At 67.2% G+C, this 21,536-nt stretch carries 22 protein-coding genes and 1 pseudogene; 13 read left to right on the forward strand and 10 right to left on the reverse strand.

Annotation, left to right across the window (positions count from 1 at the left end; translation table 11 throughout):
- Positions 1–56: 56 nt before the first annotated feature.
- Positions 57–779 carry a HisA/HisF-related TIM barrel protein gene (locus tag J8I29_RS14755; protein WP_209432242.1) on the forward strand — a complete coding sequence of 241 codons (723 nt, stop codon included), beginning with the start codon at positions 57–59 and terminating at the stop codon, positions 777–779.
- A 257-nt stretch (positions 780–1,036) separates the two neighbouring features.
- Here the strand turns inward: J8I29_RS14755 and fae are convergent, their stop codons facing one another.
- The 7 genes from fae to J8I29_RS14785 all read right to left on the reverse strand — a co-directional run bounded on the left by fae (position 1,037) and on the right by J8I29_RS14785 (position 7,559).
- Positions 1,037–1,543: a formaldehyde-activating enzyme gene (gene fae, locus J8I29_RS14760; RefSeq protein WP_105863723.1), complete on the reverse strand. Its 507-nt coding sequence runs from the start codon at positions 1,541–1,543 to the stop codon at positions 1,037–1,039.
- Positions 1,544–1,699: 156 nt separating this feature from the next.
- Positions 1,700–2,548 carry a triphosphoribosyl-dephospho-CoA synthase gene (locus J8I29_RS14765; RefSeq protein WP_209432243.1) on the reverse strand — a complete coding sequence of 283 codons (849 nt, stop codon included), beginning with the start codon at positions 2,546–2,548 and terminating at the stop codon, positions 1,700–1,702.
- The gene (locus tag J8I29_RS14770) at positions 2,545–3,456 is read right to left on the reverse strand and encodes a RimK family alpha-L-glutamate ligase (protein ID WP_209432403.1); all 912 of its coding nucleotides are present in this window, start codon (positions 3,454–3,456) and stop codon (positions 2,545–2,547) included. The genes J8I29_RS14765 and J8I29_RS14770 overlap by 4 nt, the downstream gene beginning before the upstream one ends.
- A 90-nt stretch (positions 3,457–3,546) precedes the next feature.
- Positions 3,547–4,521, reverse strand: coding sequence for a methenyltetrahydromethanopterin cyclohydrolase (gene mch, locus J8I29_RS14775; RefSeq protein WP_245443437.1), 975 nt, complete (start codon positions 4,519–4,521; stop codon positions 3,547–3,549).
- Complete coding sequence (locus J8I29_RS30045; RefSeq protein WP_245197022.1) at positions 4,518–5,672, reverse strand: ATP-grasp domain-containing protein; 1,155 nt, start codon at positions 5,670–5,672, stop codon at positions 4,518–4,520. Before J8I29_RS30045 ends, mch begins: the two co-directional genes overlap by 4 nt.
- Positions 5,638–6,531, reverse strand: coding sequence for an NAD(P)-dependent methylenetetrahydromethanopterin dehydrogenase (locus tag J8I29_RS14780; protein WP_209432244.1), 894 nt, complete (start codon positions 6,529–6,531; stop codon positions 5,638–5,640). Before J8I29_RS14780 ends, J8I29_RS30045 begins: the two co-directional genes overlap by 35 nt.
- On the reverse strand, positions 6,531–7,559 hold the full coding sequence (locus tag J8I29_RS14785) for a beta-ribofuranosylaminobenzene 5'-phosphate synthase family protein (RefSeq protein WP_209432245.1): 1,029 nt from the start codon (positions 7,557–7,559) through the stop codon (positions 6,531–6,533). The genes J8I29_RS14780 and J8I29_RS14785 overlap by 1 nt, the downstream gene beginning before the upstream one ends.
- Positions 7,560–7,739: 180 nt before the next feature.
- Between J8I29_RS14785 and J8I29_RS14790 the strand changes: the two genes are divergently transcribed.
- The 12 genes and pseudogenes from J8I29_RS14790 (at position 7,740) to J8I29_RS14855 (ending at position 19,715) form a co-directional block, all read left to right on the forward strand.
- Positions 7,740–8,768: a formyltransferase gene (locus J8I29_RS14790; RefSeq protein ID WP_209432246.1), complete on the forward strand. Its 1,029-nt coding sequence runs from the start codon at positions 7,740–7,742 to the stop codon at positions 8,766–8,768.
- A complete protein-coding gene (locus tag J8I29_RS14795; protein ID WP_209432247.1) occupies positions 8,762–10,396 on the forward strand; it encodes a formylmethanofuran dehydrogenase subunit A in 1,635 nt (544 codons plus the stop codon). The genes J8I29_RS14790 and J8I29_RS14795 overlap by 7 nt, the downstream gene beginning before the upstream one ends.
- A complete protein-coding gene (gene fhcD / locus J8I29_RS14800; protein WP_105863933.1) occupies positions 10,384–11,322 on the forward strand; it encodes a formylmethanofuran--tetrahydromethanopterin N-formyltransferase in 939 nt (312 codons plus the stop codon). Before J8I29_RS14795 ends, fhcD begins: the two co-directional genes overlap by 13 nt.
- A complete protein-coding gene (locus J8I29_RS14805; protein ID WP_209432248.1) occupies positions 11,319–12,125 on the forward strand; it encodes a formylmethanofuran dehydrogenase subunit C in 807 nt (268 codons plus the stop codon). Before fhcD ends, J8I29_RS14805 begins: the two co-directional genes overlap by 4 nt.
- Before the next feature lie 145 nt (positions 12,126–12,270).
- Positions 12,271–12,477: a hypothetical protein gene (locus J8I29_RS14810; RefSeq protein ID WP_105863733.1), complete on the forward strand. Its 207-nt coding sequence runs from the start codon at positions 12,271–12,273 to the stop codon at positions 12,475–12,477.
- A 521-nt stretch (positions 12,478–12,998) separates the two neighbouring features.
- A complete protein-coding gene (locus J8I29_RS14815; protein WP_209432249.1) occupies positions 12,999–14,579 on the forward strand; it encodes a HAMP domain-containing sensor histidine kinase in 1,581 nt (526 codons plus the stop codon).
- Positions 14,576–15,277, forward strand: a complete 702-nt coding sequence (locus J8I29_RS14820) for a response regulator transcription factor (RefSeq protein WP_181161253.1) — start codon at positions 14,576–14,578, stop codon at positions 15,275–15,277. The genes J8I29_RS14815 and J8I29_RS14820 overlap by 4 nt, the downstream gene beginning before the upstream one ends.
- A 352-nt stretch (positions 15,278–15,629) precedes the next feature.
- Complete coding sequence (gene pqqB, locus J8I29_RS14830; RefSeq protein ID WP_209432404.1) at positions 15,630–16,547, forward strand: pyrroloquinoline quinone biosynthesis protein PqqB; 918 nt, start codon at positions 15,630–15,632, stop codon at positions 16,545–16,547.
- Positions 16,544–17,562: pseudogene (pqqC, locus tag J8I29_RS14835) on the forward strand (pyrroloquinoline-quinone synthase PqqC). Before pqqB ends, pqqC begins: the two are co-directional and overlap by 4 nt.
- Positions 17,559–18,689: a pyrroloquinoline quinone biosynthesis protein PqqE gene (gene pqqE, locus J8I29_RS14845; RefSeq protein ID WP_105863738.1), complete on the forward strand. Its 1,131-nt coding sequence runs from the start codon at positions 17,559–17,561 to the stop codon at positions 18,687–18,689. The pseudogene pqqC and the gene pqqE overlap by 4 nt, the downstream one beginning before the upstream one ends.
- The gene (locus tag J8I29_RS14850) at positions 18,686–19,375 is read left to right on the forward strand and encodes a hypothetical protein (protein ID WP_105863739.1); all 690 of its coding nucleotides are present in this window, start codon (positions 18,686–18,688) and stop codon (positions 19,373–19,375) included. Before pqqE ends, J8I29_RS14850 begins: the two co-directional genes overlap by 4 nt.
- 19 nt (positions 19,376–19,394) lie before the next feature.
- Positions 19,395–19,715, forward strand: a complete 321-nt coding sequence (locus J8I29_RS14855) for a hypothetical protein (RefSeq protein ID WP_209432405.1) — start codon at positions 19,395–19,397, stop codon at positions 19,713–19,715.
- Here J8I29_RS14855 and J8I29_RS14860 read toward each other — a convergent pair.
- The 3 genes from J8I29_RS14860 to J8I29_RS14870 all read right to left on the reverse strand — a co-directional run bounded on the left by J8I29_RS14860 (position 19,708) and on the right by J8I29_RS14870 (position 21,536).
- Positions 19,708–20,013, reverse strand: a complete 306-nt coding sequence (locus tag J8I29_RS14860) for a hypothetical protein (RefSeq protein WP_209432251.1) — start codon at positions 20,011–20,013, stop codon at positions 19,708–19,710. The genes J8I29_RS14855 and J8I29_RS14860 overlap by 8 nt on opposite strands.
- Before the next feature lie 97 nt (positions 20,014–20,110).
- On the reverse strand, positions 20,111–20,947 hold the full coding sequence (locus tag J8I29_RS14865; protein WP_245197024.1) for a quinoprotein dehydrogenase-associated SoxYZ-like carrier: 837 nt from the start codon (positions 20,945–20,947) through the stop codon (positions 20,111–20,113).
- 40 nt (positions 20,948–20,987) lie between these two features.
- Entirely contained in the window at positions 20,988–21,536 is a 549-nt protein-coding gene (locus J8I29_RS14870; RefSeq protein ID WP_105863742.1) for a PQQ-dependent catabolism-associated CXXCW motif protein, read from the reverse strand.

Here is a 21,536-nt window from a genome sequence, read left to right on the forward strand (position 1 = left end):
TTCCCCATTCAAGGCGCCGTGCCACAAAGGGGTAGCGCCGCTTTCGAGTCGTCATCATGCCCGCACCGGATCGACAGGACAAAAGCCGTGCCTCGGCGGACGGGAGCGCCGGCGTCGAGATCGTGCCGGTGATCGATCTCCGGCACGGATCGGTGGTGCGGGCCAAAGCGGGCGATCGTGCCCTGTATCGGCCGATCGTCACGCCGCTCAGCCCGACGGCCGATCCGGTCGATGTCGCCAACGGCCTGCTCAACGCCGCGCCGTCGCGCCAGCTCTATGTCGCCGACCTCGACGGCATAGAGGGACGCGGGCGCGATACCGCCAGCCTGCGGCGCCTCGCCGCCGCCTTTCCGACGGTGCGCTTGTGGATCGACGCCGGCATTGCCACGCGCTCGCAAGCGGAAGCCTTTCTCGATGAAGGCCTCGGCCTGCCGGTGCTCGGCTCCGAGAGCCAGAGCGACGACAGACTGGTGCGGGACCTGGCCGATCATGCCGTGCTGTCGCTGGATTTTCGCGGCGACGATTATGTCGGCCCGGACGCGATCCTCGCCACGCCGTCGATCTGGCCGGAGCGGGTGATCGTCATGACGCTGGGGCGCGTCGGCATGGGCAGCGGACCCGACCTTGAGCGTCTCTCCGCGCTTCGCGAGCAGGCACCGGCCCGCTGCAGGCTCTATGCCGCCGGTGGCCTCCGGGACCGGCGCGACCTTGCCGCTCTCGCCAGCATCGGCATATCCGGCATTCTCGTCGCCTCGGCTTTGCATGACGGGCGCCTGTAACATTAGCCAGTATAGAAGGCGCGCCCTCATTGCGAGCGCAGCGAAGCAATCCAGCCCTGACACTTGCCGGCTTCTGGATTGCTTCGTTGCGCTCGCAATGACGATCCAAGTCTTGCAACAATGATCCAAGTCTTCGCCGGAGGAAACAGCGTCCCTCCGGCGAAATTTCAGCGTCCGAGAAAGACGGCGGCCAGCCGCCGAAGCAGGCCTGCAGGCATGGGCGCAGCAGGCGGCTCCTGCCCAGGGCTGTCCCCTATCTATGCAGCGAAGGGGTGCTTGACCTGCTCGCGCTTGCTGGTGGCCTCGGCCGCACTCGGCCAGCCATTGACGGCGCGTTCGATCGCCTGCTTGGTCGCTTCGTAGTTGTATTTCTGGATCTTGGCGTCGTCGTCCGCCAGCCAGTGGATGAAGACACCCACGCTGATGAAGATGTCGTCGGCCTCATCGGCGGGAATGGTGCCGTCGGCGACGCTGTCCTGCACCGCACGCGCCACGGCGTGCTGGGCCGGCCCGAACATCTGCACGGCCTGCTTGGCGCCCTTGATGGTCACCTTGTTGAACAGCAAGGTGTTGGGCTTGCATTGCAGGTTCGGAGCGATCACCGCCAGAAGCGAGGTGAAGCCATCCTTGTTGTTGGTGAGGGCATTGCAGAACGCCGTCTCCGCGGCCGAGCCGCGAGGACCCATGATCAGGTCGATATGAGCGACTTCATTGCCGTCGCCGACAAGGGATTCGCCGATCAAAACCTTCGTGATCTTTGCCATATTCGATAGTCCTCCCTGCGAGAACAAAGGCCCCGATCCCTTGGAACGGCGGCCGAGCCATCTATCCTTGTTTTCAGCGTTCGGCACGGCGCCGAACCGGTTGGCCAGATAGCTTTATGAGCGTAACCGCGCATCCCGTCACCAGCAAGCATCCGTTCAGGTGCCGGCGGCCGGAAGGCGCATGATTGCGGCGGCAAACAATGTCGCCACGGTGAAATCGGCGGAAGTTCCGGGGTTGAGGTCTCCTTTCTTCAGTTCGGCATCGAATGCCAGCAAGGTTGCGAGCGAGGCAGGGCCTGGCGGACCCGCCTCGATGATTTCGGCAGCGCGCGCCCGCACCGCTTCGGCCTGCTCGCGGCCGCGGCGGCGCTCGATATGCGTATCGGCAAAACGCGACAGGAAGGCCATGTGCACTGAAGTGGCGCACCAGGGCTCGTCGAGCCCCGCCGCCCGTGCCTGCCGGAGCGCCGGCAGGCCCGTCTCGAAGACGTCCTCGAAATCGGTGAGATAAGCGCGGGCAATGCGGTCGCGCCCGGCAGCCTCGCCCATCGCTTCGCGCAGGGTCGCGGTCGGCGGCTCGCGAACGTCGTGCCGGTCGGCGCTTCCCAGCCCGCCGGGCGACGCCAGGCGGATCGCCTCGAAGGCGTCGGCCGCATCGTTCCTGTCGAGCCCGCGCAGGACCTCGGCAAGCGCCGCCCGCAAGGCTCCCTCTGCCTCCGCGGCCACGGCAAGCGGCGCGCAGAGCAGCACGATGCCGAGATTGGTGTTCCAGCCGATCGTTTCGTGTGTCGCCCGGATCGCGCCGAGAATACGCGCCCCGACGCTGGCACCCGGTTGCCCGATCGCGGATGCGGAGGCCCGGGCGCTCGCTTTGAAATCGGCGACCCTAGTTTCGCCGATATCGGCGAAGACATGCACATTGCCGGGCTTCAGGGCCTGGAGCTCGGCCAGGCAGGCGTCCCTGTAGGCGCCGGCAAGATCGAGGCTGGGGCGATGATAGTTCATGACACCGCCACCATGGCGGGACGGTGGGCGGCATAGACGGCCTTCAGGAAGGCGCGGACGACGGCCTCGCTGATATCGACGTCGACGATGCTCTGCAGGCCGGACCAGGACGGCATGCTGTTGACTTCAAGCACCAGGAAGCGGCCGCTGTCATCCTCGATGAGATCGACCCCGCAATAGGCGACATCCACGGCCTGGGCCGCCCGCAGGGCGAGGCTCTCCGCCTCCTCCGGCATCTGCCAGCGCGACGGGCGCCCTCCCTGGTGCACATTGGTGATCCAGCCATCGCCCTCGCGCGCCATCGCTGCAACCACGCGGCCGTCGCAGACGAAGACGCGATAGTCCCGCCATCCTTCCACGTTCCGGCGCACGAAACGCTGCAGATAATAGACCCGCGCCACCTCTTCGGCCTCCGGGAGGTCGTCAGGCGCACCGATCAGGCGCAGGCCCTTGCCCTGCGAGCCGAACAGCGGCTTGAGCACTAGCGGCGCGTCCGCCCGGGCCTCACGCCGCACGACCGCCGCCGCCGCCTCCCGGCTCGAGACCACGAAGGTGTCCGGCGTCGGCAGGCCGGCCCTGGCGATCAGCAGGCTCGTCATCGATTTGTCGACGCAGCGCTCGATGGCACGCGGATCGTTCCACACCACCACGCCCGCGGCAACCAGGGCATGCAGCACGCCGAGCCGCATGGTGGTCGCCTCGAAGGTACCGCCGGATATGGTCCGCAGCAGCACCCCGTCCGGCAATTCTCCTTCGAAGCCGGGTATGCGTAGCGGCTCGCTCCCGCCGGTGACCATGGCCACGTCAGCCAGGGAAAACAGCACCGGCTCGATGCCGCAGGCGCGCAGGGCGCCGAGCAGGCGGCCGCGATGCCATTCGCCATTGTCGGCCGCCAGACCGATGCGCAATCCGCGTCCCACAGGGTGTTCGACCGGGTTCAATTCGAGATGTCCTACCAAGAGTTCCTGCGAGATTTGTTCCTGCGAGGCCAGCGTTCGCTACGAGAAGGAGGCATCCACCAGATCCGGCATCAGATGGCCGCCGCGGAAGGTCTCGCCGTTCTCGAGCGCGGTGACGATGACCTCCGCCGGGCTGAACAGATGCGGGTCGATGGCATAGAAGTCTCCCTTGAAACGGCTGAAAATCTCGGCGAAGGGCTTGCCATGGTCGCGGGAGGTGGGGCTCGGCAGGGCTTCGGCCAGCGATTTGGCGGCCTGGGCCGTGCCGGTCACGAACAGGTGGACGCGGCCGCCATAGATGATGGCATCGTTGGTTCGGCCCATGGCGCGCACGAAATCCGGCGTGGGCGGCGCCAAAGGTGCCGTGCCCAGGCCGTCGACGATGTCGGCAAGCGGAAAGCCGAGGCTGTGCGCCTTGTGCAGCGCGACCTCGAGCACGCGGCTGACGACCTGGGTCGCCCCGGCCAGGCTCTGGGTCGGCGCATAGATGAAGGTGAGGGCTTCGGGCGCCAGCCGCGTCGCTTCGGCGACATTGCGCACCACAGCCTCCGGCGGCGGCGAGGCGGTTTCCAGGATCAGGACGGCACTGTCGGCATCGTCGCTGTAGCCCAGCTCCACGAAAAGAGGTTCCACCCGCGCGGCAGCGCGTCCCGGCCCCGAGCCGAGCGCGAAATAGGCCTCCTTGCCGCTGCCGGCGCGCAGGCTCCAGCCGGCATATTGGCAGCCGAGGCAAGCCAGGACGGGATTGGTGGTCTGCACATTGACGGAAAAGGGCCAGCGCTCCACCGGCCCCGTGGGCGCGATCGACACGCGCCCCAGTCCCGCCAGGCAAATCTCGGCAACCCGGCGCCCCGCCTCGATGGAGCCGGGAACACCGGCGCCGGCATCGATGAAGCGGCACCCGCCCGGTCCCGCGCTAACGGTCAGCCGCAGGCCCGCGGCATCGGCGACGAGGCTGTCGACCAACGGTCTGGCCAGGGCATTGACGCTTGGGGGCTGCAGGAAAATCGTCACGCGGGAACTCTCTCCTGTTGAACGAGACGGGTGATGTCGGCACCGCGCCGGTGGAGCAGGCGTCGAACCTCTCTGATGTCCGTGCCGGTGGCGGCGACGGTGCAGACCGGCGCGCCGGCCTCGATCGCGCCGCCGCGCTCCGGCCGGTCCGCCACGTAAGCGGGCCATGCAATCTCCGGCACCTTGGCGATACGGCGCGGGGCGTAGACGATCATGGTGCCGGCTGCCTCCCGGGGCGCAGCCTCGACCTCGCCCAGTTCGCCCCGGCTCGCACGGCAGTGGCGCTCGAACAGTGGCGTCTCGCGCCGATCGAGGCAATCGAGCGTGGCGCCTGGGCGTGGATTGATCTCCAGCAGCCACCAGCGGTCCGGCGCCACCATCAGGTCGGCGCTAGCGAGGCCCCGCAGCCGGGTTGCCGCCACGATCCGGCCGATCGCCACCTCGATCTCGGGGTCGATCGCCGGCGGCCCGCCCGGCTCGATGGCGCCGCCATAGCGCCAGGCGGCACTCCGGCCGGGCGAGACCCATTGATGCGTGCGGGCGACCATCTGCGCCCTGCGGCCGTCGGCGAGGAAAGCCACGGAAATCGGCTCGCCCTCGACCACCCGTTGCAGATAGCTTCCGGGCATCAGCCTGTCGGGACGGGCCTTGCGGATATGACCCCCACCCGAACCGCCGCGGCGCTTGGCAAGCCAGCCCGAGGACGAGGCGACCGGCCCCAGCCGGATCTGCGGGTGGGCGATGCCGAGCTCCGCCAGCATGCGGGCAAAGCCCGCGGGATCCTTCAGGCAGGCCACCGTATCGGCATTCGCACCGATCAGGCCGAAACGCTCGTCGATGGCCTGGATCAAAGCGGGGCTGGCTTCGAAACCGCTGCCGAGGACGACACCGAAAGGCGAATCGGCGCTGGCAAGAGCCAATTGGTCCAGCGCGTCCAGGATGGCGATCCCGGCGACACCCGTGCCGAATCGGCCCTTGACCTGACGGTAGTCCGCGGCCAGGGCTCTGGTATCGCTGTCGCCGAAAAGGTCCACGACCAGCGGCCTGTAGCCCGCGCGCCGGGCAGCAGCGGCGAGAGCGCGGCCGGACTGGGCAGCGATCAGGACGCAGGCGCCCTCACCCTGCGATCTCGAGGGCAAGCTTGTACGCATCGCGAAAATCCAGGCTGATCGGTTTTTCGGTCGCCAGGAGGCGACGGAACAGGCCGAGTTCGGTCTTGTATTTGACGTTTCCGATCGCGAGCGCACCGACCGCCTGCGCCTTGCCATTGCCGAAGGGCTCGCCATTGGCCATCACGCCGACGCCTTCCAGTCCTGCCGGCGGGACCGCGTTGACGTCGGCTGCGACCAGCAGTCCCGGCACGGAATCGAGATCGGCGGCGGAAAGGATGTTCACCCCGGCGGGCCCGCTGGACAGCACGATTTCGGCGCCGGCGACCGCCGCCCGGCGTGCCTCGGGCGTGCTGCCATCGGCATAGTCGACATCGACGCCGAAGCGCTGCTTGATCCCGGCGGCAATGTCGCTCACGCGCTTGGTGCCGTCATGGCCCGCCAGTATGGGCCGGCCGCCTTCGAGCGCCACCAGCACGCTGGCACAATAGGCGACGACGCCGGTCCCGCCGAAGATCACGATCTTGCGGCCCGCCAGTTCCCCGCCATGCTTGTCCCTGAGCACGGCCTTGACCTTGGCCACCATGGCCGCCCCGGTGGTGAAGGAGCCGGCCGGGTCAGTGAAAAGGTTGAGGGCGAAGGGCGGCACGAAGGCCTTCTTGGCGGCATCGAGCATGTCGAGCGCGAGGCCGCCATTCTTGCCGCCGATGAAGATCGAGGTGCGGCTGCCATCGCCCGGCGCCCGCGAGAAGATGGCGTCCTGCACGAGAGGCCGGATCTCCTCCAATGTCACGCCCGTATAGGGAATGACGACATCGAAACCGGCATCGACCGCCATATTGACGTCGAAGGGACTCATATGCTTGAGCGGCGACAGCATATGCAGGATCGAACGGGCCATCAGAACGCGAGCCTCCTCTGGTCACGGGCGATCCTCACCTGGGCACCCTGGTTGCGCCCGCGCACGATCTCCAGGCGGATGCCGGACGGCAGGCCGTCCGCCTCCAGTTCACCGACCAGCCGGCGTGCCTCGCGGTCGGAACCGATGATAACGAAACCGGTGGGGCCCCACGAACTTTGTCCGATGCCGCCAAAGCCCCGCTGCTCACAGGCGGTCAGCACCTTGGTGACGATAGGACTGGTGAAGCGGCCGCCCTGCGCCGATGCAAAATGATCCCCCACCACGCGCTGCAGCTCGGCCACGCCGGCACCGAAAGCCTCGACATCCCTGCCGGCCGCGGCCGGCAGGATGCGCATCAGGGCGAGCCGGCACAGATGAGCCGCGGAGGCCTCGGGAAAGGGCGGTAACTGGCGGAAGGCGCTGACTTCCGCCTCGCCATGCAGGCCATGGGAGGAGGTGTCGAAGACCAGCAGCACCCGCCAGTCCTCGGGAAAGGGCAGGCGCGCGAGAATCGGGGGGGCGCGATCGTCCTCACCGCGCCCGCCATCGAGAACGAGACCGCCCTTTTCGAATGCGGCCAGGCCGGCGGAAGAGCGATTGCCCCTGTCGAGCGCTTCCGCAGCATCGCGCGCCCGAAAGGGCCGCCCGCGCAGTCTGGCGAGACCGGCCGCGACCGCCAGGGCGATCTGCGTGCCCGAACCGAGGCCGGCATGGGGAATGATGCTGTGCCGCAGCCGAAAATGGCCGCGCGGCTCCACCTCAAGATGATGCGCCGCCGCTTCGGCGTAGCGCAGCACGCGTTCGGCTTCCTCGCCCTCGGCGATCAGCCGCTCGGCATCCGACACGACGAGGTCCACGGCAGGGCTGCTCACCGCCAGGCCCAGGCTGCCGAAACGGCGGCCGAGGCCGCCATGAAGATCGAGAAAACCAAGATGCAGGCGCGCACTCGCCCTCACCCGGATCGAAGCGGGGTTTGTCGGGGAAGCGGATTCAAATCCGGGTAAGGTCGTTCCCTTCTGCTGATACATCGGCGCGGCCTCCCCAATAGGAAAATATCATAACAAATAAACATCGTTGGCAACGCAGCGATTTCTTAGAAATGTTCCATATTATTCTTATAAATTTGCCAGAGAGCGCCGAGGTACTTGGCCGAACGCTGAGGTGGTTGTTAGCTATAGCAAAAATGCAAGGCAGGAGACGGCACACGGATGCGCGCCTGGATCGAAGGCCAGCCGGTTGATCAGCATGAGGCCATCGCCGCCGCGGCGCGGATGCTGGGCGGGGCGCGGACGCCCATCGTCGGCGGCCTGTCCGGCGACGTTGCAGCGGTGCGCGCAGCCTACCGGCTTGCCTTCCGCATCGGCGCCGCGATCGACTGCGAGGGCTCGGATGCGCTCTATGCCGATCTCGGCGCCCTCGCCGCCCGCGGCGCGATGACCACCACCTGGGCCGAGGCGCGTGCCCGCGCCGATCTGCTGCTCGTGGTCGGGCGCAGGGCCGGCGCCAACCCCCTGCTTGACGAGCTCGTAGCAGCCCCCGTCCCGCTGGCCGGCATCGCCGAGCGCGAGGTCCTCACCTTGGCGGCCGACCGGGACACGCTCGCCGGGCATCTGGCCGTGCTGCGCGCCCTCGCGTCCGGCCGGCTGCCGCCCAGGCCGGAAACGGCAGAGCTGAACGAGCTGGCCGGCAAGGTCAAGGCCGCCCGCTTCGGGGTCGCGGTGTATGATCCGCAGGAACTGGGCGAACCGGCTGTCGGCATGCTGCAGGGCCTGGTCAAGGATCTCAATGAGGAGACCCGCTTTTCCAGCCTGCCGCTCGGCGTCCCGGCCGCGGCGCGGCTGGCTCTGGCGGTCGGCAGCTGGACGACAGGCGATGCGCCGCGCGTCGGGCTGGGACGGGGCTATCCCGAGCACGATCCGTGGCGCTTCGATGCCCGCCGCCTGGTGGCGAGCAAGGAGGCCGACGCGGCATTGTGGCTCTGCGCCCAGGCCCATGGCGAGGTGCCGCCGGCCGGTATTCCCAGCGTCGTGCTCTCTGGACGCCCCGACGAGGGGCAGGCCGGCATCGTGATCGAGGTTGCCGTTCCGGGCGAGGCCGGCACGGCCGTCTGCTTCGACGAACGTCGCGGCACCCTCACAGCCATCGGGAGCGGCCCGTCCCCTCGAAACACCGGGGCCGCCGAGATCCTCGAGGCGATTCAAACCGCGATCGGCGAGAAAGGACCGGGATCATGCTGACGCGCATCGCGGGCGGACGCATCGTCGATCCGGTTTCCGGCCGGGACGGCAAGGCGGATCTATGGATTCAGGACGAGCGCATCGTCGAAAAACCGGTGCAGGCCGTCGCCGACAATGTGATCGATGCGCGCGGCTGCGTGGTGATGGCCGGCGGCATCGACGTCCATTCGCATATCGCCGGCGGCAACGTGACCCTGGCGCGCCTGCTGCTGCCCGAGCTCCATGTCAGCGAAACCGCCGGCGACCCGGCCCTGCCCTTTTCCACCGCCCGCTGGTCGGCCTTCGAGACCGGCCGCCTCTATGCGCGCATGGGCTACACGACGGTGATCGAGCCGGCATTGGCGCCCAGCGCCGCCTTGGCGACCCATCTCGAGCTCGACGACATCCCCCTGATCGACCGCGGCGCGCTCAGCGTGCTCGGCAATGACGACCAGCTGCTCTCGCTGCTCCGGCGCAAGGAGGGAGCCGAGGCAGTGCGCGATCTCACGGCCCTGACGCTCGCCACCTCGCGCGGGCTCGGCGTCAAGGTGATCAATGCCGGCGGAGCGGCGGCGTTCAAAGAGAATGTGCGCGCCTTCGGGCTCGACGACGAGGTGCCGAGCTATGGCCTGACCTCGCGCCAGATCCTCACGGCCCTGCTCGAAGCGACCACGGCCATCGGCGTGCCGCATCCCCTGCATGTCCATTGCAACAATCTCGGCCTGCCCGGCGCGGTCGATAGCCTGATCGCCACCATGAAGGCGGCGGAGGGGCGTCCGGTCCATTTCGCCCATGCCCAGTTCTACAGCTATGGCCGGCACGAGAGCAGCGGGATCGTCTCGGCCGCCGCCGAGGTCTGCGCGGCCCTGGCGGCGAACCCCAACGCGACCATCGATGTCGGCCAGGTGGTGTTCGGCCAGACCTGTACGATCTCGCTCGACATCCTCAGGCAGTTCTCCAGCCGCAAGGCCGGCCGGCCGCGCAAATGGATCCTGGTCGATGGGGATGCCGAGGGCGGTGGCATCGTGCCCTACCGCTATCGCCGCAATTCCGGCATCAACGCCCTGCAATTTGCCATCGGCCTCGAACTCTTCCTGCTCTCGTCGGATCCCTGGCGGGTGCTGCTCACCACCGACCACCCCAATGGCGGTCCCTTCACCGCCTATCCCCGTCTCATCCATCTGCTCATGGATAAGGCGGAACGGGACCGCACCCTGGCGAGCCTGCCCGACATCGTGCGCGAGCGCAGCGGCCTCGCCGCGATCGAGCGCGAATACACCCTGACCGAGGTGGCGATCATGACCCGCGCCGCGCCGGCCCGCCTGCTCGGGCTGGCCGATCGCGGCCATCTCAAGCCGGGCGCCCGCGCCGACGTGGCTATCTACCGCGAGGATGCCGACCGCACCGCCATGTTCGCCTCGGCCGATCTGGTGCTGAAGGACGGTGTGGTGGTGCTGCGCAAGGGCGAACCGCTGGGTTGGCGCGCCGGACGCACCCTGACGCTGGCGCCGGGCTTCGATCCGGCCATGACGCGCCATGCCGACCGCTATCTCGAGGACCGCTTCGGCGCCGGCCTGGAGAGCTTTGCCGTGCCCTTGGAGGCCTTCGGCGAAAGAGATGTTTTCGAGGTCGAGCCATGTCTGACTTAACCAGTTCCGACTTAAGCAGCTCTGACCTGACGCTCAACGGCATCGCCATCGACGATACCTTCGCCGAAGCCTTCGGCATGGCTGCGACGGCGATCGTGCTGACGGCCGACACGCCCCGCTGGGCCGAAATCGCGGCGGCGAGCCTCACGGGCTTTGCGACCTCGGTGATCGGCTGCGGCGTCGAAGCCGGGATCGACCGCCCCCTCTCGCCCGAAGAAACCCCGGATGGCAGGCCGGGCCTGCGCATCCTCCTGTTCGGCTTCGACGCGGCCGGCCTCGGCAAGCAGCTCGCACGCCGTGTAGGCCAATGCGTACTGACCAGCCCCGGCTCGGCCTGCTATGCCGGTTCCGACGGCACGCGGCGTCTCAAGCTGGGCGCCAATATCCGCTATTTCGGCGATGGCTACGAGACGGCCAAGGGCATCGGCGGCCATCGCTATTGGCGCGTGCCGGTGATGGACGGCGAATTCGTCTGCGAGCATGACACGGGCCTCGTCGAAGGCGCCGTCGGCGGCGGCAATCTGCTGTTTCTCGGCCGCGACCAGGCCGGCACCTTGGCGGTGGCCGAAGCCGCGGCCCGGGCCGCGGCAGCCATTCCCGATGCGATCCTGCCCTTTCCCGGCGGTATCGTGCGCTCCGGCTCCAAGGTCGGCGGGCGCACCAAGGGCATGATCGCCTCGACCAACGACGCCTATTGTCCGACACTGAAGGGCCGCGCCCGCTCTGCCCTGGCGCCCGAGGTCGGAGCGGTGCTCGAAATCGTCATCGACGGATTTTCAGCAGAGGCCGTGCGCGCCTCGATGAGAGCGGGTCTCCACGCGGCCGTCGAGGCGGGACCGCAGCACGGCCTGGTGCGCGTCACGGCCGGCAATTACGGCGGCAAGCTCGGCAAATACCACTTTCCTCTGCGCGAGTTGCTGACATGAGCGCCCTCACCTTCCGCCTGCGCGAAGCCCCGCCCGAACGCCTCGATCTCTCGGGCCTGGTGCCGCATCGCATCGGCGCCTTGTCGCTTTCGGACATTGAAAGGCTGCCGATCGGCACCTCGCGGATCGGTGTCGCCGTGGCCGATATCTTCACGGTCAGTGAGGGCGAACGCGGCGAAATCCGCTTCCAGGGCGGGTCATCCCGCTTCGATCTGCTGGGTGCCGGGCTCGAATCGGGCCAGCTGACGGTGGAGGGCGATGTCGGCCAGCGGCTCGGCCAGGCGATGCGGGGCGGCTCGATCGAGATCACCGGCAATGCAGGGCCGTTTGCGGCCAGCGCGGCGACGGGCGGGCTCGTGCGTATCGCCGGCCATGCGGACGAGCGTGCCGGCGGCGCCACCCATGGCGCGATGCATGGTCTCGACGGCGCCACCCTCGTGATCGAGGGCGACGCGGGCGACAGGCTGGGCGAGCGCATGCGGCGAGGGCTGATCCTCGTCGGCGGGCGAGCGGGCGACTATGTCGGTTCGAGCCTGATAGCCGGCACCATCATAGCTCCGGCGGTCGGCGACAATCCCGGCTATGGCATGCGGCGGGGCACCATCATCGCCGCCGAGCATGGCGTGCTGCTGCCGAGCCTGGTACCCACAGGCCGGCATCGTCTGGTGGTCGCCCAACTGCTGCGCCGCGCCGTGGCGCGAATCCGGCCCCAGTCGGCAGAGCTCGTCACCGAGCGGGCCGAGCGCCGGGCCGGCGACCTCGCCACGCTCGGCAAGGGCGAGTTCCTGATGCCCGCCTCATGAACGGGCGGGCAATCTTCCGGCGCAATCCGGCTACCGCCCGGCGGCTGGATCACAGGTGCAGCTTGATTGGAACTGTAAACCGGAACAGGCTGGCCTTGTCCGCCCACGCGAGAGGTATCCCAAAAGGCACACCGAGAGGCACCCCATGTGGATTCTCCTGACCGTCTGCCTGATCAGCGCGCCCGACAACTGCCGCGAGGAGCGCATAAGCTGGTCCATGGATACGCGAGACAGCATGGCCTGCCTGCTGCATGCACAGGAGACCATTGCACAGTGGCAATCCACACACCGGCAGTGGAAAATACGCAACTGGCGCTGCGTCACCAAGCGAGACCTGCCTACCGACATCTGAATTTTGCTGAAGCACCATCCCCCACACCTGTCCCCCGATGGGGAGGGTAAGGAAAGGCTGTCCTGCAATGTGACACCGTAAAATTCAGAGCCTGGCTGAAACGTCGGTAGAACTCGACTTTATCATTGCCGGGCTTCCTCCCGGCAATCCAGGGGCCGCACCCTCGACGAGTGGCGTCTGGGTGCCCCGGGCATGACAAAACTGGTGCTAAGTCCCGAAAATGCTGACTCATGCAGCGCCGATGCCACAAGCGGCATTTTGGTGGGCGGGTCCCCAGACCTGCCTGGAAACGCAGCACTTAAAGGCGGGTCCGGGGACCCGCTCAGCGGTCTTCGTGGCGTTTTGCGTGCTGCATCCGGCGGGAATTGCGAGCACGCATTCGCGGGAAGCCTGAACAAATGAGCGTTTGCGTCCGAATGCACCTTGCGCCTGATGTCCCAGCCTTGCGTCTGCGTCCCGGCTGGGCAAATGTGCAGCGGCAGCCGGCTGCAATGCCCGGAACAATGCTGGTTCATGGTGGTATGGGATCGATTCGAGGCTCTCTCTCCCTTCTGATCGCCGGCGCCGCCATGCTGACCCTGCTGGCGGCAGGCGGCCTGCTGTTTGCCGTGCGCACCTCCGATTTCGCGGTTGAGCGTCTTACCGTGTCGCAACGCCGGCTCGATCTGCTGGCCGAGGCCTCCGGACGCCTGACCGACTATGCCTTTGCCGCCATCGACAGTGCCCAGACCGCCACCTCAAGCCGCCTGCGGCTGACCGCTCTGAAGAATCAGATCGATACCGTGCTGACGGCGGCCGGGGCCGATCCCTGGCAGGGCGAAACCATCCCCGGCCGCGTCGAGACGCCGGAACGCATGCTGGCCCTGTTGCGCGCGGACATCGCCAGTCTGGATGCGTCCATCGCGGCGGGGCTCGAGCAGGCGGATACGGCAGCACGCGGCGATACCATCCGTGGAGCCCTGAACGGCTTCGGCCTCAGCGCCGGTCCACGCCTGTCTGCGCTGGTGGAAGCCGAGCGCCAGGCCGTCAAGCTGGCCCGCGAGGACATCGCCCGCACCTCGCAGCGCCTGACCGTCGCGGCCATCGCCGCGGCGGTCCTGGCCATTCTCATCGCCATCCTGCTGCACCAGCGCATCACCAGGCCGCTGCTGCGCCGCATCAGCGCCATCGACGATGCCGCCATCGCCATCGGCCGGGGCAAGCTCGACACCAGGCTGGCCGTCGGGGCGCGCGACGAGCTTGGTCTGCTGGTGGCCCGCTTCAACCGCATGGCGGCCTCGCTGGCCAGGCGCGAACAGAAATTGTCACAGGACAGGGCGGCGCTCGAGAGAATCGTGGCCGAACGCACGGCCGACCTCACCACCGCCAACGAAAGACTGGCCGGCATCGACCGCTCGCGCCGGCGCTTCTTTGCCGATGTCAGCCACGAGCTGCGCACGCCGCTGACCGTGGTGCTCGGCGAATGCGACATCGCCCTGCGAGCGCCTTCGATCACCCCCGAGGAGACCCGCACCACTTTCGCCACCATCCGCCAGCGTGCCTTCCGCCTGCATCGGCGGGTCGAGGACATGCTGCGCGTGGCGCGCTCGGAAAGCGGCGAGATCACCCTCGATTTCCGCCGCATCGACCTGGCGCGCCTGCTGGGGGATGCCGTGGAAAGCTATGCACCCGTGGCCCGGCGCCACCAGCTCGAAATCGCGCTCGCCCTCCCCGAATCGCCCGGCGACATCGTCGCCGACGGGGATTGGATCCGTCAGGTCGTGGAAGGGTTGATCGACAACGCCGTCCGCCACGCCAAGGGGGCCACGCGCATCGAGGTGCGGCTGGAGGACAGCCCGGACGCGGCCGCCATCTTCGTCAGCGACGATGGCTGCGGCATCCCCGCCCAGGCACGCGAGCAGGTGTTCGAGCGTTTCGTCAGCCGCGACGGCGCCACCTCTTCGGGCTTCGGCATCGGCCTGGCCCTCGCGCAGTGGGTTATCACGCGACATCACGGCAGCATCGTTATAGCATCGGATCCAAACACCGAGCGCGGCACGCGGGTGGTGATCACGCTGCCCCGCGCCGCCGAAGGGAATACGCACACAGGATTTGCATCATGAATGTATTGCTCGTCGAGGATGATGCCGACATCGGCTCGATGCTGAGCCGAGGCCTGAAGGTGGAGGGATTCGACGTCACCACGGTCGAACGGGCGGACCAGGCCCTCGACACCGCCCGGGACATCAATCCCTGCGCGGTGGTGCTGGACATGATCCTGCCCGACGGTTCGGGGCTGGATGTCTGCCGGGCCTTGCGCGAGACCGGCTATACCGGGCCGATCCTGTTCGTCAGCGCCAAGGACGAAGTGCAGGACCGGGTCGACGGCCTCACGGCCGGCGCGGACGACTACATCGTCAAGCCCTTCCAGTTCGATGAACTGGTGGCACGGCTGCGCACCCATCTGCTGCACCGTTCCGGCAGTTCGGATGAGCATGAACGCCTGATCGTGGGACGCCTCGTGCTCGACCATGAGACGCGGCAGGCGCATTACGGCACCGTACATGTGCGGCTGACGCAGCGGGAGGCCGAATTGCTCGCCCTGCTGATGCAGAGCGCCAACCATCCCGTCTCGCGCGGCGAGATCTTCGACCGCCTCTGGGCCACGCAGGGAGGCGTCTCGCTCAATGTCGTCGATGTCTATGTCGGCTATCTCAGAACCAAATTCGCCGACATCACCCGCGTCGGCGGGCCGCTGATCGGCACGGTTCGCGGCCGGGGCTTCATGCTCGACATGGCGGGCAACCGATCGGGGCGGTGAACGGCGGCTGCCGCCCTGCCGAACCCGGAGTCCCCCTGCCTGTCGGGATTCTTTTCGCGCCGCAAGCGGTGCGACACAAAACCCGATCGTTTTCACTTGCGGTATTGATCGAAGACGTGGATAGTGTTGTTGGTAATGATCTTGGCAAAAGCCAAGATTAATACTTATAAATTCCTTATGAAAAAGGTCACAGGCCAAGCAACGGAGGAATTGCAATGCGTTGGAGCAAACCGGAAATCATCGAATTCTGTGTCGGAATGGAAGTGACGGGCTATATGTCCGATGAGGATCTGCCGCCGGAATTCTAAGTTGAACCGGCGACAGCAACGGAATCGGGGTCGTGCAGGCAAGCTTGCATGCCGTCGTTCTCGGGGCGGCGGCCGGGGGTGGAGTTCCGCAATGGAACTGCGCTTGCCCGGTCTGCCGTTTGGCGTGGGCCGGCGATCCTAGGGTCCGGCCGCGCACCCAATCGAGTATCGCTGTTTCGGCGAACGGGGAGGATTGGCTCTTGCTCAATGCCTCGCCCGACATCCGCCAGCAACTCCAGGCTGTGCCCGCGCTCCAGCCAGGGAGTTCCTTGCGTCACAAGGAATCCGCGCGCCATTCACCGATTGCTGCCGTCCTCCTGACCAATGGCGACGTCGATCACGTCGCCGGCCTGCTTGGGCTGCGCGAGCGCCAGGCCTTCACGCTCTATGGCACGGCCGAGACACTGGACAGCCTTGCCGGCAACCGGATCTTCGATGTGCTGGCACGTGATCTCGTGCAGAGAGAGGCGGTGACGCCGGGCCAGAGCTTCCAGGCCCTGCCCGGACTGACCGTGACGCTGGTACCGGTCCCGGGGAAACTTCCGCTCTGGCGCGAGAACGAACCGATGCGGCTGGGTGAGGAAAGCGAGGCGACGGTGGGCGTGATCCTGACCGGCGGCGGCAAGCGGATCGCCTATATTCCGGGCTGCGCCGCAGTACCGCCCTGGCTGCGCGAAACCATTGCAGGTGCCGATCTGTTGTTGTTCGACGGCACGCTGTGGGAGGACGACGAGATGATCCGGCATGGCTTGGGCACCAAGACGGGGCGGCGCATGGGCCATATGCCGATTGCCGGCCCCGACGGGTCGATAGCGGCCCTTGCGGGCCTGCCCGTGGAACAACGGGTCTTCATCCACCTCAACAATACCAATCCGGTGCTGGTGGAGGATTCGCCTCAGAGGCAGGCGGTCGCAACGGCGGGTTGGCAGGTCGCCCATGACGGCATGGTGTTCTCCCTATGACGACGCTCCTCTCCCCCGCCGCCCTGGAAGCTGCGCTGCGCGATATCGGCCATCGGCGCTATCACAATCTCCACCCCTTCCATGCCGCCTTGCATGGCGGGCGCCTGAGCCGCGACCAGGTCAGGGCCTGGGCTCTCAACCGCTATTTCTACCAGGCCATGATCCCCGTGAAGGATGCCACCATCCTCGCGCGCATGCAGGACCCGGCGCTGCGGCGGATCTGGCGCCAGCGCATCGTCGATCATGACGGCACCGGCGACGGCGATGGTGGCCTGGAGCGCTGGCTCAAACTGACCGACAGCCTGGATTTCCCGCGCGACTATGTCGTCTCCACCCGCGGTCTTCTGCCGGTGACCCGCTACGCCGTGCAGGCCTATGTCGAGTTCGTGCGCGAGCGCTCGCTCCTGGAGGCGATCGCCTCGTCCCTGACCGAGATGTTCGCCCCCACCATCATTTCCGAACGTCTCGCCGGCATGCTGGCGAATTACGACTTCATTTCGCCTCAAGCTCTCGGCTATTTCGACAAGCGCCTGTCGCAGGCGCCGCGCGATGCCGATTTCGCGCTGGATTACGTCAAGCAGCACGCCACCAGCGTCGCCCTCCAGCAATCCGTCCTCGCCGCCCTCGCCTTCAAATGCGACGTGCTGTGGGCCCAGCTCGACGGCCTGCATCATGCCTATGTGACACCTGGCCTCCCGCCGCCCGGCGCCTGGATCCCGGGCATGGAGCTGGCATCATGAGCACGCTCTCCGCCGCGGACGTTCCCAGCCTGCCGCGCGGGGTCCGGCTCCGCTTCGACACTGTCCGCAACAAGCACATGCTGCTGGCGCCCGAGCGCGCCTTCGGCCTCGATGCCGTGGCCGCCAGCGTGGTGGAGCTGGTCGACGGGCAGCGCAGTGTCGGTGCGATCTGCGATCTGCTCGCCGAACGCTATGGCGAAAAGCGCGAAGTCATCGAGGGCGACGTCATCGCCATGCTCAACGACCTTCTCACCAAGCGGGTGATCGAACGATGACGAGCAGCGCCCGTATTCCCAATCCGATCGGCCTGCTGGCAGAGCTCACCCATCGCTGCCCGCTGCGCTGCCCCTATTGCTCCAACCCGCTCGAACTCGACAACCGCGCGCAGGAACTGGACACCGCGACCTGGAAGCGCGTGTTCTCCGAGGCAGCCGCCCTCGGCGTCCTGCACGTGCATCTGTCCGGAGGCGAGCCGACGGCCCGGCCCGATATCGTCGAGCTGACGGCCCATTGCGCCGAACTCGGCCTCTACACCAATCTGATCACGGCCGGTGTCGGCGCGGCCGATGCACGGCTCGAGGCCCTGGCCGATGCCGGCCTGGACCATGTGCAGCTGTCGATCCAGGCCGCGACGGCGCAAACGGCGGAACATATCGGCGGCCTTGCCGGAGCCCATGCCAGGAAACGCGACTTCGCCCGGCATGTGGTGGCGCTCGGCCTGCCGCTGACGGTGAATGCGGTGATCCACCGCGCCAATATCGGCGAGGTCGGCGACATCATCGATCTTGCCGTCGAGATGCAGGCCAAGCGCGTCGAAATCGCCCACACCCAATATTACGGCTGGGCGCAGCGCAACCGTGCCGCCCTGATGCCGACGCGGGCCGAGGCGGATGCCTCGATCGCCCTGGTGGAGGAGGCGCGCGAACGGCTGAAGGGCCGCATCGTCATCGACCTTGTCGTGCCGGACTATTATTCGGCCTATCCCAAGCCCTGCAACGGGGGCTGGGCGCGGCGGACCTTCAACGTCACGCCCTCGGGCAAGGTCCTGCCCTGCCACGCCGCCGAAACCATTCCTCATCTCGAATTCTGGTCGGTGCGCGAGCACACGCTGGCGGAGACCTGGCGCTCGTCACCGGCCTTCAACGCCTATCGCGGCACCGATTGGATGCCCGATCCCTGCCGCAGCTGCGACCGGCGCGAGCGGGACTGGGGCGGCTGCCGCTGCCAGGCCCTGGCCCTGACCGGCGATGCCGGCGTGACCGATCCGGCCTGCCACAAATCGCCCTGGCACGACCGCATGCAGGCCCTCGCGGCTGCCGAGTCGGCCGTTTCCTCGCCACCGGCCTATGACTACCGCGTCATGACGGCCGCTCCCCGACCGATGGAAGGACAGCCGGCATGAAAGACGATGCGGGTCGCAAGCCGAGGGCAGCATGGCTAGCCGTCCCGGCGCTTCTGGCCCTCGCCGGTGCGGCCCATGCCGCCGCCGCGACACCGGATGCCGCCACCTTGCTGTTCGAGGAACCGCAGCTCGACAAGACCGCCGTCAACCAGGTGCTGACCTACGCCTATCACCGCAAGAGCGCCGACGACAAACTCTACGGCGCTTCCTTCGAAGACACGATTCGCCTCACCCTCGACAAGGGCGAGACGGCACAGACCCGCACCGTGCAGGTCCAGCTCTTCAGCGGCGCCCATCGGCGCGCCGCCGGGCCGTTCGAGAATATGAGCGGCAATCCGGTGCTGAGCCTCTTTCTCGAACATCATATCGGCGTGCTCGCCGAGACCTATCAGGCCAATCCGCGCTATTTCAAGACGGCGATCCGCACGGCCCTGCGCGACAAGGCCGAGGTGAAGCCGGCCGATATTCCCTTTGAGGGCCGCACCCTTCCCGGCTGGCGCGTCTCGATCCAGCCTTTCAGCGACGATCCGAACAAGGCCCGGCTCAACGGGTTGGACACGCTGCGCTACGAATTCCTGGTGGCCAGGGACCTGCCGGGCGAGATCGCCCGCATCGAAGTCTCGGCGCCGGGAAAGAACAGCCCGCTGCTCGACGAAGGGATTTCCTATGAGGCCACGCCCGACTGACACGCTTCTGTCATTGCTGATGCTGGCAGCCGCAGCCGCCCCGGCTTTCGGCGCGGAGGTCGAGAACGACTATCCGACGCAGGCACGGGTCGACTATGTCATCGGCTGCATGGCTGCCAATGGCGAAACGCGCGAGGCCATGGAACGCTGCGCCTGCTCGATCGACGTGATCGCCTCCATCCTGCCCTATGACGGCTATGAGAGGGCCGAAACCATCCTGGCCATGCGCCAGGGCGTCGGCCAGCAGTCCGCCATCTTCCGCAGCACCAAGCAGTTCGACGACGTCGTCGCCAATCTCCGTCGCACCCAGGCCGAAGCCGAGATCCGCTGCTTCAAATAGGGTATCCGGGCGTTCGGCCGTTCAGGGTCGCATGGTCCCACAGGGGTTCCAGATCCCGCCGGGCCTGCGCGACGATCTCCCCATAATCGGGCTTGAAGGGCGCGGCCAATTGCTTTTCGAGACTGCCGAGCAGCCCGAGAAGGACGGCGCATTCGGCCGTGCTCTGGAAACAGCCGCTGGACGGCGTTGCCTGCGTCTTCGGATCGCACCAGCGCGAGAGGAGCTCGAACAGTACGACAGCCTCGCTGGCGTCGAGGCCGATTTCGACTATATCCGGCGTTTGAGAGCCATCGGTCATGGTTTGATTACATCGCGGCGTTGCAGTGGTGGTTTCCCGCACCACACGTTATGTCACCGATCCGAGGGGTCACGTCAAAGCATTCTTCGGCCGCGGCTCAACTGCCCCCGTCGGCGGGAAAGGCCCGCTTGAATTCGTTCCCGTCCGTGTCCCTGGCATCGACGGTGATCGGCTGGCCGTCCTTGTCGTAGCTGAAGCGGAAGGTCGGGTCCTCGCTGAGCGAGATGCCGCCCTCCATCGAGAAGATCGGCTTCTGCCCCTGGCTGACCGACAGGGTCTGCACGAACCAGGCCGGAGTGTAGAGCCGCGTCACCTGATCCATCTGCATGCCGGAATAATTGGGATGGCGGATCTGGAGCTGGGCTTCCTTGCTGCCCGTCCCGGAGAAATCGCGAAAGCGCATCTTGCCCAGATTGGCCTTGGCCTCAACCGGATCCTTGCCGGCCGGCGCCGAGCAGCCGCCGGCAGCTTTCACGAAGGCCTTGGCCATGTGCAGCCTGCCGTCGCTGGTCTCACCGACCGCCCGGACATAGGAATAGGAGTTGACGCGGATGCGGGTCGACAGGCTGAATTGCCTGCGCCCCTCCCCGAGCTTGAATGCGGCGACCAGCGGCGAGGGATTCTCGTCCACCACCAGGGTGATCGCCTTGATCGAGCGGCTGTCATTCGCCGGCAGGTCGACATGCACCTCGATCGGCACCAGCGCCGCATCCTCGGCCCTGGCCGGCGCGTTCAGACGCAGGACCGGCTCGACATCGATGGTCTTTTCGCCGAAAAGGTCCGGGCGGATCGCATCCCAGGTCGCCTCGCTCGGCGTGTCGCCGGCCTCGGCCCAACCGGGGACGGCGAAGAGCATGAGCGCGGCCAGCCCCGCCCCGCCCAGAAAGCGGCGGCGCGAAGGGCACAATCCAGCTTGTTTTTCAAGAAAGGTCATTGTCCAGCTCCCTTTCTGATGCCGGCGGCGTTAACCCCGGTCACGGCCGCGGCTTGATGGTCTCCAAGGCCAGGCCCGCGCCCTTCCAGCCATCGACGCCGTCGCCATACCAATAGACCTGGCTATAGCCATAGCCGAGCGCCCGCTTGGCGGCATTCCACGACATCCAGCAGTCCTTCTTGCAGAAGAACACCAGCGCCTGCTCGCGGCGGCCATGCGTCAGCTCGGCCAGGCTGCGTTTGAAATAATCCTCCGTCGCCGCCGCCAGCGCCCCCCGGCCGACTTCCGGCAGCCATACCGCCCCCGCAATGGTTTCGTGCGGCGGGTCGCGCCATAGCGTGCCGGCGGGAAGCTCGGCAGGCTTGGGCGGATGCGGCAGGACGTCGACGAAGATGGCGCCTCGCTGCTTCCAGAGGGCTTCGGCCCGCGCCGTGTCCAGGACGGTGGCGCCGGCAAGCGTCGCCGGCGTCGGTGCCCTGTAATCGTCGAGGCGGTAGCCGCTCGGTTCGGGCGGAGGACCGGCATGGGCCGGCAGCGCACCGAGGGGCAGGATCAGCAAAGCGGCCTTGAGTGCGGCAAGCCGGGCCAT

This window comes from Labrys sp. LIt4 (assembly GCF_017813775.1).
Lineage (GTDB): Bacteria > Pseudomonadota > Alphaproteobacteria > Rhizobiales > Labraceae > Labrys > Labrys okinawensis_A.